The organism is Bacillus sp. JZ105 (assembly GCF_053903125.1).
This window is the reverse complement of record NZ_CP096387.1, coordinates 3,055,606-3,069,651: the sequence shown is the minus strand read 5'-3', so window position 1 is coordinate 3,069,651 and position 14,046 is coordinate 3,055,606. Positions and strand designations below refer to the sequence as shown.

Below are 14,046 nucleotides of genomic sequence, written 5' to 3'. Positions count from 1 at the left end.
GGAAGGAGAGACAACATATGAAATCGCTCGAAACAGAAAAGCTTTGTATCGGTTATCAAGACCGTTTGATTGTAGAAGATTTGAATGTCAGTATCCCAAAAGGCAAGGTGACAACACTGATTGGACCGAATGGCTGCGGGAAATCAACCATTTTAAAAACGATGTCTCGTATTATGAAATCCAATCGAGGAGCTGTTTACTTAAATGGCCAGGCTATCCATGAGACGCCGACAAAAGAAATTTCAAAACAAATGGCGATCTTACCGCAAACACCCGAAGCACCAAGTGGATTGACAGTGTATGAGCTCGTGTCATATGGACGTTTCCCGCATCAAAATGGGTTTGGCCGTCTATCGAATGAAGATAAACGAATCATTAGGTGGGCACTTGAGGAAACGGGAATGATTGCTTTTCATGATCGGCCAATTGAAGCACTTTCCGGCGGACAGCGTCAGCGTGTATGGATTGCGATGGCACTTGCCCAGGAAACAGAGCTGCTCCTATTAGATGAACCTACGACGTATTTGGATCTTGCACATCAGCTCGAGATTCTTCAGCTGTTAGAACGCTTAAATAGAGAGCAGGGCCGAACGGTGTTGATGGTCATCCATGATTTGAATCATGCGGCGCGTTTTTCACACTACATGATTGCCCTCAATCAAGGGAAAGTCATAAAAGATGGTACGCCTCATGAGGTCATGACCAAAGAAGTGCTCAGTCAGGTATTCCATATTGATGCAGAAATTGTGCTTGATCCTAGAACGAATAAGCCGATCTGTTTAACCTATGACCTTATGAATCATGAACGAAAGCTAGAAGCTGTGAATGGATAATAGATGTAAAGGAACCCGGTGCAGCTGCCGGGTTTTTTTGCATGTCTGACACTTCCTAGTGCTTCCATTTTCTCTAGTGCATATTTTTTCGCTTTTATGTAGAAAAGAGGTACTTTTTTACTTTAGACAATGGTAATATACGGTTAGAGATCATAGCTAGAAAGGAAAGAGATGCGTGGAAACAGCAAAAATATTGATTGCAGATGACGAAGAAGCAATTGTAAAAATGGTTGAACGCGTATTAAAAAAAGAAGGATTCAGGCATATTTATAAAGCCTACCATGCAGATGAAGCATTAGATGTTGTCAAAAATGAGGATATCCACCTTTTACTTCTAGATGTGATGATGCCCGGTAAGTCTGGCTTTGACGTTCTGCCTGAAATCAGAAAATTAACGAAAGCGCCCATTTTCTATTTAACTGCAAGAACGTCTGATGTCGATAAACTGACGGGCTTTGCGCAGGGGGCAGACGATTACATCACGAAGCCATTTAACCCGCTTGAGCTAGTGGCTAGAATTAAGGCTCACCTAAACCGAACATATATCTCCTTACAGGAGGAGCAAGAAGACACTCAAAGCCAATATCATTATGCCCATTTCTCCTATCATCCTCATGCAGCCGAATTGAAAGTAAGAGGAGAGGTGACGGCATGTTCTGCTCAGCTTCTTTCTTTGCTGAAGTACTTTTGTGATCATCCGAATGTGGTTCTTTCAAAAGATCAAATCTATGAGAAAGTATGGGGCGTCCCATCATATGGTGATAACAACACTGTCATGGTTCATATTCGAAAGCTGAGAGAAAAGATTGAATTAGATCCGAGTCAGCCAGAATATATTGTGACGATCCGTGGTATGGGATATAAATTTATACCGCACCCTGCAAAGGTTCTTCAATAATTTATGAATTTACGAGCAAAACTTTTCTTTCACTTTGTCGGACAAATGTTTATTGTGATTGCCATTTTGATGATTGGGAATACGTTCTCTGAGAACTTATATTTAAATAAATACTACAAGAACATGACCGAAACTGGTTTAACAAAAGCTGATGGAGATACACTCATGAGCTGGCTTTATTTTAATGAGGATGGAAAAATGGAAGCCGACGATCAGCTCAAGCAAGCAGTGGAAAAACGAGACGGCTGGCTGCAAGTAATTGATTCGAAAAAGAAAAACGTTTATAGTTATCATCGCCCTAAAACCATTCCAACATCCTATCAAAAGGATGAAATGATCAAGATCTTTGAAAAGAGACAATTTAAAGATTATAAGATGTACTTCTGGCCAATTGAGATTGATCAAGAAAGCTTTATTGTGTTATATGGGTTCAAAACGAACAGTACAAAGGTAGCCAATTATCTGAAGCAGCACGAGAAAAATTTGGCTGCACTATCTCAATACTCGGTTGAAACAAAAGAATTCTTGAAGAGAATGAATGGATCGGTGCATTTGTTCAATGACGAAGGAAAATATTTAAAAGGCATTAGAGCCAACACCGATTTGAAACATAACGTAACAGATGTTGAACTGCTCAAGTATCAATCGAAACCTTGGGAGTTTAGAAGTGATCTGACTTATATGAAAGTGAATAAAAACCTGTATATTATTGTTTCGGTACCAAATAAAGTATACAGCCCGGACGAACTTTACGATAAAGAGACAGACGCTTTAAATCAATATACAACTATCTTAAATGCAGGTCTTGCACTCACCATTATTATTGTCATGACATCATGGTATTCGTACCGCTATGGACTGCCAATTTATCACATTATTCGCTGGCTGATTTTCTTATCTAGAAATAAATTGCAGGAACCAACAAATAGAAAGGGAGTTCCAGTCAGCAAAAATAAAAAAGGCCGTATTAAACGGGAATACCGATTATTTGAGGATATCCTAAAAACAATGGAGCAGCTTACACTTACATTAAAAGAGAATGAAGCAAACCGAAGAAAAATTCAAACCACAAGGGAAGAATGGATTGCAGGATTGTCTCATGATTTGAAAACGCCTCTAAGTACGATTTACGGCTATGGACTCATGCTTGAATCCAATCAATATCAATGGTCCAAGGAAGAAGTCATAGAAATGGGACAGGTGATTCGTGAGAAATCAGAATACATGTCGACACTGATTGAAGATTTAAACCTCACGTACCGATTGAAGAATGGTGCCCTGCCTATTAATCGGAAACCGGTTGAACTCAGTGAATTTTTAGCTGCCATTATGGACGAGTTTTCAAGAAGCTCCTTATCTGAGGATTATCCATGCTCCTTTGAAGATCACACAGATGGTGTCATATTTGAGATCGATAAAGCCTGGTTCAGACGAGTGATTGAGAACCTGCTGGCGAATGCAGTGAAGCATAATGAAAAAGGCACTCATATTACAGCTGTTTTATCTGAAACAGATGAAGAAGTTCGGATTGAAATGAAAGACAATGGCCGCGGAATGGTACAGGAAACGGTGGATCACCTATTTAATCGCTATTACAGAGGGACAAATACAAATGATCCAACGAACGGAACAGGACTCGGACTTGCGATAGCAAAAGAGCTTGTCTTGCTGCATGACGGTGACATTCAAGTTGAAAGTGAACTAGGCACTGGAACAACTATTGCGATTATCCTAAAAAAATCATCACCTGTAAAATAGCCAAAAAACGATTTTCTTTTCTAAAGGAGATCGTTTTTTCCTGTTTTAGGATTGAAATCAATTTTGTAAACGATTACAATAAAATTGTTAACGTGAACAAATTATTTTTATCTATAAGAGAGATGGGGGAGTTTGATGAAAGCCTTTTTAGATGATCAGTTTTTACTCAACAGTCAAACGGCGGAAAAGCTATACCATGAGTTTGCTAAGGACCTTCCAATTCTAGATTACCATTGTCATTTAAGCCCCAAAGAAATCTATGAAAATAAATCCTTCCATAATATCACCGAAGCATGGCTTTACGGAGATCATTACAAATGGCGTGCCATGAGAGCAAATGGCATACCAGAATCGCACGTCACAGGGGATGCCTCAGACTATGAGAAATTTCTGGCGTGGGCGAAGACCGTTCCCATGACCATTGGAAACCCGCTCTATCACTGGACTCATTTAGAGCTGAGACGATATTTTGGAGTTGAAGAACTTTTAAACGAAAAAACCGCACACATCATCTGGCAAAAAGTAAATGAAAAGCTGCAAGGAGAGGGGTTTGGTGCAAGAGACTTTATTGTGAAATCGAACGTTGAAACAGTCGTGACAACAGATGATCCAGTCGATTCGCTTTACTATCATCAAAAACTGCGGGAAGAAGGATTCACTGTGCAAGTACTGCCCGGATTTAGGCCTGATAAGGCACTCGATATAATGAATCACCTATTTACAGCGTATGTTCACGAACTGGCAGAGGCTTCATCTACTTCAATACAATCCTATCAAGACTTTTTGACAGCACTCCTCGCAAGAATTGATTTTTTCCATGAACAGGGCTGCCTGATCTCAGATCATGCCATTAACGAAATGACGTTTGAAGAAACGACAGAAGAAGAAGTGGAAGCCATCTTTCATAAAAGAATGTCTGAGCATTCATTGACGGAAAAAGAGAAGATCAAATTTAAAACACTAACATTCATTCAGTTAGGTAAGGCTTACTATGAGCGGGGCTGGGCGATGCAGCTTCATATCAATGCGCTTAGGAATAACAATACGAAAATGTTTGAGCGGCTTGGGCCAGATACAGGGTATGATGCGATGAATGATGAAGACATTGCCAAGCCGCTTTGCCGAATATTGGACTGCTTAGAACAAGAACAGGCACTGCCAAAAACCATTCTCTATTCCTTGAATCCTCGGGACAATGTTGTGATTTCAACATTAGCTGGAAGCTTTCAAGACGGGACGATACCTGGGAAGATCCAGCACGGCACAGCTTGGTGGTTTAATGATACGAAACAAGGGATGACAGAGCAGATGATGGCTCTATCCAGCATTGGACTGATCAGCCGTTTCATTGGGATGCTGACCGATTCGCGAAGTTTTTTGTCGTATACAAGGCATGAATATTTTCGAAGACTGCTTTGCGATATCATCGGAGATTGGGTAGAAAAAGGAGAAGCCCCTTATGATCTTGAACTGTTAGGGGGAATCGTGAAAGAAATCAGCTATGAAAATGCCAGGCAGTATTTCCAATTTGACCGGGCAAAGCAGCTCAAGCACAACAAAATGACATGAAGAAATTGAAAGCGGTTTTATGATAAGATGGTAAAAAATCATAAAAGGCGGAATAGCATGACAGTCACAATTAAAGACATAGCAAAATTGGCAAACGTCTCTCATACCACGGTATCAAGGGCTTTGAATAACAGTCCTTTTATAAAAGAGAAGACAAAACAAAAGATTTTGTCGATTGCAAAACAGCTGAATTATTCACCGAATGTCCATGCGAGAGGCCTAGTATCACAAAAATCATTTACAATTGGTCTGTTTTTTACGAGTTTAACAGAAGGCACATCTTCAAGCTTCTTTGTGGATGCGTTAAAAGGTGTCAATAGCGTCATGACAGAGTATTATAATCTCTTTGTAAGAGGAATTGACGACTTTCACGATTACACAACCATTCATAAACAACGCTACGATGGTATTTTGCTCATGAGTCAAAGCGAGCACGATGAAGCATTTATCCATCATGTGAAGAAACAGGGCATTCCCATCATTGTGCTGAATCGCCGTATAGAAAGTCATGAGGTCATGAATATATTAGCAGATGATAGTCAAGGAGCTTACCAGGCTGCACACCATTTCATTCAGCAAGGTCATGAACAAATCGCCATCATTGAAGGGAAAGAAGGCTTTAAATCAACTCAAGAAAGAAAAGCTGGTTTCCTGCAAGCGTTAATTGATCACCAAATACCTATGAAAAAAGAATATATGATGAAAGGTGATTATCATATGAAAAGCGGCTACGAATCAATGGAATCGCTGCTGGCCCTTGATGATCCGCCAACAGCGCTTTTTTGCTCAAACGATGACATGGCGATTGGTGCAATGAATGCATTATTTGCAAAAGGCAAAACGTGTCCAGGTGATATTTCTATTATTGGTTTTGATGATATTGCTTTTTCGTCCTATACCACACCTGCATTGACAACGGTGAAAAAACCGATTGAAAAAATGTGTGCACTTGGAGCAGAAGCTATCCTTTCAGTAATAAACGGTGAAGAGCAAGAAGAGGATCATATGGAAAAAGTGTATGTCCACACAGAGCTGATGATCAGAGATTCAGTTAAAAAGGTGCAGTAATCAGCACCTTCTTAGAAAAATGTTCACGTGTGCATATTGCTTGGAAAGGGGAATCCATTTGAAACGATTATCAAAAGCCATATACTCGGCGCCTGAGTATCCGGAAACGATTTTGCAGATTGGCGAAGGAAATTTTATGCGAGGATTTATCAATTGGCACATTCAGAAGCTGAACGACTGCACAGATTTTAAAGGAAAAGCGGTTGTTGTTCCTCCCCGAAAAGGATCGGTGGCAGCCTTAAATGAACAAGATGGCTTGTACACATTATGTATTCAGGGATATCATGACCAGCAACAAATGAATGAACGTATGATCATCCAATCGATTAGCAGAGGAATTAGTACGTATACGGATTACGAGGAGTTTTTACACGTAGCGGAAAACCCGAATCTTCGCTTTGTCTTTTCAAACACGACAGAGGCAGGACTTGTGTTTAGAAAAGAAGATCGTTTGGAGGATCGGCCTCAAGCCGGTTTTCCAGGAAAGCTGACAGCGTTCTTGTATCACCGGTTTAAAACATTTGCTGGAGATGAGCAGAAAGGACTGATCATTCTGCCTTGTGAATTGGTTGAACAAAATGGTGATCGATTGAAGGAATATGTGATCAGTATGGCAGCTGAGTGGGAACTGCCGCCTGCGTTTATTACATGGATTAAGGAAGCCAACACGTTTTGTAATACACTTGTCGACCGGATTGTCCCAGGATTCTCTAAGGAAGCGGCTGAAGTTGTACAAAAGGAGGATGGGTATATCGACGAATTGCTTGTCACGGCAGAATATTATCATCTTTTTGTCATTGAAGCGCCTGCCTTTGTGCAAAAGGAGCTTCCCTTTCAAGAAGCAGGATTAAATGTCCTTTTTGTAGAGGATATTGCGCCTTATCGTATGAGCAAGGTACGAATTTTAAATGGTGCACATACAGCGATGGTGCCGATTGCTTATTCATGCGGTTTAGAAACTGTAAAAGAGGCTGTGAGTGATGAGCATGTTGGTCCGTTCATCCGGCGTATGCTGGAGGAGGAAGTTCTTCCAGGGCTTGAACTCCCCGAAGATGAGCTTCTTCTTTATACACAATCCGTTTGGGATCGTTTTTGTAATCCATTTGTAAAGCATCAATTGATGGATATTGCGCTGAATGGGGTGTCCAAATTCCGAACCCGTAATCTTCCGTCATTGCTTGATTATGTCGAGCAAAAGAAACAGCTGCCAATGAAACTTGTGTTTTCACTTAGCAGTCTCATTTATTTCTACAGAGCACATGCAGGAAGGGGAAAGGATGATGAAACTGTGCTAACGCTCATGAAGGAAGCATGGGAAGAGGAAAATCATTCTAATGAAGGAGTTGCAGCGAAAATTCTTTCATGTGAGTCATTATGGGGCAGAGATTTAACGGATATAAATGGATTGAGTCAAGCTGTAGCTGATCAGCTTACCCTGATACAGACGCATGGGATGAGAGCGGCTGTTCATCGAATGATGCCTCATCAATATGAAAGTCAGGGGGAGAAATCATGAAAGACTTTATTGTCATCCACCCTTCAGATAATGTCGGTATTGCTTTAAAAGGACTGGAGCAAGGAGAGGAGCTGCAGCATCAAGGACATACGATTATCTTAAAAGAGACCGTCGGTAAAGGTCATAAGTTTGCATTGGCTGATATCAAGCAAAAAGAAAATATTATCAAATATGGCTATCCCATTGGTCATGCAGTGCCTGCCATTTCTGCTGGAGAATGGGTGCATACGCATAATATCAAAACCAATCTATCTGGCAAGCTAGAATACGAATACCAGCCTTCATTATCAGAAAACCCCTATGAAAAAACGAATCTTACATTTAAAGGTTATAAACGAAAAAATGGCGGAAGCGGAATCCGCAATGAGCTTTGGATTGTTCCTACCGTTGGATGCGTGAATGGTATCGCCGATCAAATGATCCAAATATTCACTGCTGAAATGGGTGGAAACATCCATCCTTTTGAAACAGCCCTTGTATTAAAGCATAATTATGGCTGCTCACAGCTTGGGGACGATCATGAAAATACCAAAACCATTTTACAAAATGCGGTGAAGCACCCTAATGCTGGAGGAGTACTCGTTCTTGGACTTGGCTGTGAAAACAATGATATTGAGGATTTTCAGTCCACTTTAGGTGAATATGACCGTACGAGGGTGAAATTTTTAAGAAGCCAAGAAGTAGGAGATGAGATAGAAACGGGAGTCGCTTTACTCAAGGAAATTTATGATGCGGCGAAAGAAGATCATCGTGAAGACATTCCGTTATCTGAGCTGAAAATTGGCTTGAAGTGCGGAGGATCAGATGGATTCTCTGGTATTACAGCAAATCCGCTTTTAGGCAGACTGTCCGATTTTATTGTTGCTCAAGGCGGCACGACGGTGCTGACAGAAGTGCCCGAAATGTTTGGAGCAGAAACGATTTTAATGGAGAGAGCAGCATCAGAAGCGACTTTCGACAATATTGTGCAAATGATCAATGACTTTAAACAATACTTCATGGATCATCGACAGCCGGTATATGAAAATCCTTCCCCGGGAAATAAAGCAGGTGGAATTTCGACATTAGAGGATAAATCTCTTGGCTGTACACAAAAAGCAGGTACTTCTGATATTAAAGATGTATTGAAATATGGAGAACTGCTGAAACAAAAGGGATTGAACCTATTAAGTGCACCTGGTAATGATTTGGTTGCTTCATCTGCACTTGCTGCTTCGGGTTGTCAAATGGTGCTTTTTACAACAGGCAGGGGGACACCCTTTGGTACATTTGTGCCAACAATGAAGATCTCGACCAACACAGCCTTATATGAAACAAAAAAGCACTGGATTGACTTTAATGCCGGAGAACTGCTTGAGGATGTACCGGAAGATGTTGTGTTAGAAAAATTCATTTCAACTGTCATTGATGTGGCGAGCGGCAAGCTGTTAAATCATGAAAAAAACAATTTTAGAGAGCTGGCTATTTTCAAAACAGGTGTCACACTTTAAGGCGACTGGGGGATGAGAAAGTGTCTAAAAAACGGGATTTGATGTATATCACAGCAGGAACGGTACTAACGGGAGTCGGAATTGCTCGTTTAGCAAAGCAAGGAAAGAAAAATAAGAAAGTAAACGGAATCGATCAAGTGCTAAAGCAGATAAAAGCACCGCAGTTCCCAGAACGTGAATTGAATGTGGTGCATTATGGAGCAGATGCGGAAGGGCAAGAGCTTTCTACAAATGCCATTCAGTCTGCCATTGATGATGCGCATCGGTTGAAAGGGGGACGGGTGCTGATCCCAGCAGGGACATTTATGACAGGTGCTTTAGAATTGAAAAGCAATGTAGAACTTCATCTGCATGAGAAAGCCTATGTGACATTCAGCCAAGACCTAAAGGATTACCTGCCTCTTGTACTGACAAGATATGAAGGGGTTGAACTTTATAATTATTCACCTCTCATTTATGCACATCATGCAGAAAACATCGCTATTACGGGAGCCGGAACGCTCGATGGCAGAGGGGATGAGCATCATTGGTGGCCTTGGAAGTATGGAACAAACGGCCAGCCCTCTCAGGATCGGGATCGCCAGCTTTTGTTTGAAATGGCGGAAAAGAGAATACCGGTAGAAGAAAGGGTATTTGGAGAAGGTCATTATTTAAGGTCGAGCTTTATTCAGCCATACCAATGTCAGCATGTTCTAATCGAAGGAGTGACAGTGAAGGATTCACCGATGTGGCAAATTCATCCTGTGTTAAGTCATAACGTCATCGTCCGCGGCGTTAAAATCATTGGGCATGGACCAAACACAGATGGTGTCAATCCGGAGTCTTGCCGGAATGTGCTCATTGAAGATTGTTATTTTGATAACGGAGATGATTGTATTGCCATCAAATCGGGCAGAAACGAGGATGGACGGAGAATCGGGATTCCATCTGAAAACATTGTCATTCGTAGAAATGAGATGCGGGATGGACACGGCGGTGTGACGATTGGGAGCGAGATTTCTGGCGGGGTAAAGTATGTTTATGCAGAAGATAATGTCATGGACAGTCCGAACCTTGACCGCGCACTGCGTATTAAAACCAACTCTGTCAGGGGCGGCACCATTGAACATATTTATTTTAAAAACAATACAGTCAAAACTCTAAAGCATGAAGTGGTCTGTATCGACATGATGTATGAGGAAGGAGATGCTGGTTCGCACCGTCCTGTTGTACGTCATATTGAAGTAGAAGGACTCAAAAGCAGCGGCGGACGATATGGTGTGAAAATAGCCGCATACGCACATTCTCCTGTGACACATTTTAAAATGAAAGATTGTGTCATAGATGATGTGGCGTATCCCTTATCTTTAGAGCATGCCGTTTCTCCTGCTTTTCAGAAAGTCGTCATCAATGGAGAACAAATCAATTTATTGAAGAGTGAAAAACAGTCTTTTTAGAGGCTGTTTTTTTGTTTTATGAACAGAAAAGACGCTTTTAGAAATCACATATACAACCTATCTGCACTGTAGTATAATATTCCCGAAATTAGAAAAGAATTGACGAAAGAGATTTCGTTAAGCAGTACATAAACAGGGGGTTCACTCATGAAAAAGTTAACAGCTATTTGGCTATCGTTATTGCTTGTGATGGGTGTTTTAGCAGGATGTGCAGGCGCTGAGACAGATCACAAAGCAAAAGGGTCACAAAATAAAGAAACGGCCACTGCGGCATTTCCAGTATCAATAAAAGATGCAGCTGGCAAAACAGTCGAAATCAAAGAACAGCCTAAACGAATTGTTTCGTTAATTCCAAGTAATACGGAGGTTGCTTATGCACTCGGTCTTGGAGATAAAATGGTTGGACGATCAGACTTTGACAATTATCCAAAGGAAGTCGAAAAGGTAGAGAAAATTGGCGGACTTGAATTCAATGTCGAGAAGGTCATTTCCTTAAAACCAGATCTTGTCTTAGCACATGCATCTCAGATGGGATCAAAAAATGGATTTAAACAGCTTGAAGATGCAGGGATCCAAGTGCTGACTGTAAATGATGCAACGTCCTTTAAGGATGTGTACAAATCAATCAATATGATCGGTGAAGCAGCTGGCGTGAAAGAAGCATCAACAAAACTTGTAGACGAAATGAAAACAAAGCTGGATGACATCAAGAAACAAGCAGAGGGGATTTCGAAAGATAAGCAAAAAACAGTCTTTGTCGAAGTGTCAGGTGCACCTGAAATCTATACAACTGGTAAAAATACATTTATGGATGAAATGCTTTCTGTTATCCATGCCAAAAATGCTGCAGGCGATCAAACTGGCTGGGTGCAAATGACGGAAGAATCGATCATCAAGCGAAATCCTGATGTCATCGTGACAATTGATGGTTCCAGCTTAGCTGATTTGAAAAAAAGAGACGGCTGGAATGCAATGAAAGCAGTGAAAGAAAAACAAGTCTTTCAATTGAATACGGATCTCGCATCAAGACCGGGACCGCGATTGGTTGAAGGAGTCGAGGCTCTTGCGAAAAACGTCTATCCTGATACGTTCAAATAAATTGACCATCACATATACACTCAGTGTTTTACTTCTTGTGATGAGCATTGGAATGGGAATCTCCTTTGGAAGCTTAGGGATTCCCATTCCTTCTATTCTTCGTATATTTGTTCATGAATTATTCGGCGTGCAGTTTGGAACCATTGATTCTATCGATCGCAATATTATGATGAACATTCGGCTGCCAAGGGTCATATTAGCGGCATTAGTCGGAGCAGCACTTGCGTTATCTGGTGCAGCTTTTCAAGGTTTATTAAAAAATCCTCTCGCTGACCCTTATACGCTGGGGGTATCTCAAGGGGCATCAGTTGGAGCCGTAGCGACCCTGTTTTTCAGCTTGCAGCTCCCGCTTTTTGGCAGTTTCACACTGCCATTATTCAGTATGATCACAGCACTTGTGACCCTCTGTCTTGTTCTGTTTTTTGCGCGTCTTGTTCATCGGGGGATGAGCATCTCTTCTTTAATTTTGACAGGAGTGATTTTTAGTTCTTTTTTGGGTGCGCTCATTTCATTGATGATTGCTTTAACAGGTGATGATCTAAAAGAGATCATTCATTGGCTGCTTGGCAGTGTGTCCATGAGGGGCTGGCGTTATATTGTGCTTTTTCTTCCTTTCTTTCTTATTGGGACCTTTGCGTTAATGTTGATGGGGCGAGATTTGAATGTGATGACGTATGGCGAGGAGAAGGCAAAGCTATTAGGCGTACATGTGAAAAGGAGCAAATATATTGTGCTGCTGGCGGGCTCGATCCTGACCGGAAGTGCAGTAGCGGTATCAGGGACGATCGGTTTTGTAGGACTTGTGATTCCGCATTTTATCCGACTCTTAACTATCACGGATCATCGGCATCTGCTGCCTTTGTCTATGCTGAACGGTGCTTCCTTTCTTGTATTAGCTGATGTGTTATCCCGTACCATCATTGAGCCGACTGAATTACCGATTGGCATCATTACTGCGTTAATTGGTGCACCTGTATTTGGCATCATTCTCATTCGTAAATATATAGGGGGGTCGCACGTATGATTCAAGTGAAGGAAATCAGAGGTGGATATGGAGAGAAAGAGATCATTCGCGGCATTCATCTTGAAGTAAAGCAAGGAGAATTTCTCGGTATACTCGGTCCAAACGGGAGCGGTAAGACGACCCTTCTTAAAATGATGGCAGGGATTTTAGCGCCTATGAGCGGTGAAGTACGTCTTGGCGGTCACCTTATTCAATCCTATCAGCCAAAGGTGCTTGCGCAAAAGATGGCAGTTCTGCCGCAGAAAACGGACCAAGCTTTTTCATTTACGGTGGAAGAAACCGTCCAATTTGGCCGTTATCCATATCAAAAAGGGTGGCTGCAATCTGTCACGCAAGAAGATGTGCAGGTCGTCAGCAAAGTAATGGAACAAACGGGTGTTGCACAGTTTAAGAATCAATCCATCCATGAGTTAAGCGGAGGAGAACAGCAGCGTGTGTATTTAGCACAGGCATTGGCGCAGCAGCCTGAATATTTATTGCTGGATGAACCAACGAGTTTCCTTGATTTAGCCTATCAAAAAGATTTGCTAGATTTAATTAAAGAAGAAACTGCTTCCGCTAGGTTAACGGTCATTGGCGTATTCCATGATGTGAACATCGCTAGTTTGTATTGTGATCGGCTGCTGCTGCTTCGTGAAGGAAAGACAGACATGTTAGGACTGCCGCATCACGTCTTGACCTCTGAACGAATCAACCGTGTGTATGAAACAAATGTGACACCGCTCCAGCATCCATTTAGGGATAACCCTCAGCTGATGATTGAGCCTGCAGCCCCTTCTAAAGCATCAATTGTAAACATAGCGGATGGCTGGAGGACATATGGCTCAGAAGGAATGACGTTTTCCATTAATCAGCCTCTCCGCACCCTTTCTTCCCATAAGAAAAACGGCGGGTTCTTTTGGAAAAGGTCTATCGGAACGGGGACGAAGACGCTTCATGAGCAGCTAGAGTCAGCTGAAGATATGCTGTTTTTCGAGCAAGCTAACGGATTAGCACAATTTGCCGCAGAAGACGCCGAAGACGATATGATTCTTTACGGCATGCTTCAGCAGGAAGCGTTGACCATTTGGCTTATCCTGAAACGATCTTTAGCAGACGGCGCAGCTGTTCAGCTTATGGGGCAGCTTATGCACATCATCAAGCAAGAAACAAGCATTCCAATCCATTATCTTTGTATTGCTGCACCCAATACGCAAGAAACGGAAGATGCTGACCATTTACACGAAAGATTAGAACATAAGGTACAAAGGATTCTTCAAACGTTGAATGCCATTCAAAAGTGAACCAAAATGGTTCGCTTTTTTTGTTGAAAACATCAGCAGCTTTATAAGAAATGGACGGATTATAGTGAAAAAT

Annotated in this window: 11 protein-coding genes; all 11 read left to right on the top strand. The window is 41.6% G+C overall.

Annotated features, from left to right (window positions below; all coding sequences use genetic code 11):
• Positions 1-17: 17 nt before the first annotated feature.
• The 11 genes from M1D81_RS15875 (at position 18) to M1D81_RS15825 (ending at position 13,973) form a co-directional block, all read left to right on the top strand.
• Positions 18-833, top strand: a complete 816-nt coding sequence (locus tag M1D81_RS15875; protein ID WP_048237424.1) for an ABC transporter ATP-binding protein — start codon at positions 18-20, stop codon at positions 831-833.
• Positions 834-1,008: 175 nt separating this feature from the next.
• Entirely contained in the window at positions 1,009-1,731 is a 723-nt protein-coding gene (locus M1D81_RS15870) for a response regulator (protein ID WP_456266401.1), read from the top strand.
• 3 nt (positions 1,732-1,734) lie between these two features.
• Complete coding sequence (locus tag M1D81_RS15865) at positions 1,735-3,489, top strand: sensor histidine kinase (protein WP_456266402.1); 1,755 nt, start codon at positions 1,735-1,737, stop codon at positions 3,487-3,489.
• A 135-nt stretch (positions 3,490-3,624) separates the two neighbouring features.
• Positions 3,625-5,058, top strand: coding sequence for a glucuronate isomerase (gene uxaC, locus M1D81_RS15860; protein WP_456266403.1), 1,434 nt, complete (start codon positions 3,625-3,627; stop codon positions 5,056-5,058).
• A 57-nt stretch (positions 5,059-5,115) separates the two neighbouring features.
• Entirely contained in the window at positions 5,116-6,126 is a 1,011-nt protein-coding gene (locus M1D81_RS15855; protein ID WP_456266404.1) for a LacI family DNA-binding transcriptional regulator, read from the top strand.
• Positions 6,127-6,184: 58 nt separating this feature from the next.
• Positions 6,185-7,642 (top strand): tagaturonate reductase, encoded by a 1,458-nt coding sequence (locus tag M1D81_RS15850; RefSeq protein ID WP_456266405.1) that lies wholly within the window; start codon positions 6,185-6,187, stop codon positions 7,640-7,642.
• The gene (locus tag M1D81_RS15845; RefSeq protein ID WP_456266406.1) at positions 7,639-9,132 is read left to right on the top strand and encodes a UxaA family hydrolase; all 1,494 of its coding nucleotides are present in this window, start codon (positions 7,639-7,641) and stop codon (positions 9,130-9,132) included. The genes M1D81_RS15850 and M1D81_RS15845 overlap by 4 nt, the downstream gene beginning before the upstream one ends.
• Before the next feature lie 20 nt (positions 9,133-9,152).
• Positions 9,153-10,568 (top strand): glycoside hydrolase family 28 protein, encoded by a 1,416-nt coding sequence (locus tag M1D81_RS15840; protein ID WP_456266407.1) that lies wholly within the window; start codon positions 9,153-9,155, stop codon positions 10,566-10,568.
• 147 nt (positions 10,569-10,715) lie between these two features.
• Positions 10,716-11,666, top strand: coding sequence for an ABC transporter substrate-binding protein (locus M1D81_RS15835; protein WP_456266408.1), 951 nt, complete (start codon positions 10,716-10,718; stop codon positions 11,664-11,666).
• Complete coding sequence (locus tag M1D81_RS15830) at positions 11,632-12,690, top strand: FecCD family ABC transporter permease (protein ID WP_456266409.1); 1,059 nt, start codon at positions 11,632-11,634, stop codon at positions 12,688-12,690. Before M1D81_RS15835 ends, M1D81_RS15830 begins: the two co-directional genes overlap by 35 nt.
• Positions 12,687-13,973, top strand: a complete 1,287-nt coding sequence (locus M1D81_RS15825) for an ABC transporter ATP-binding protein (RefSeq protein WP_456266410.1) — start codon at positions 12,687-12,689, stop codon at positions 13,971-13,973. Before M1D81_RS15830 ends, M1D81_RS15825 begins: the two co-directional genes overlap by 4 nt.
• Positions 13,974-14,046 lie beyond the last annotated feature (73 nt).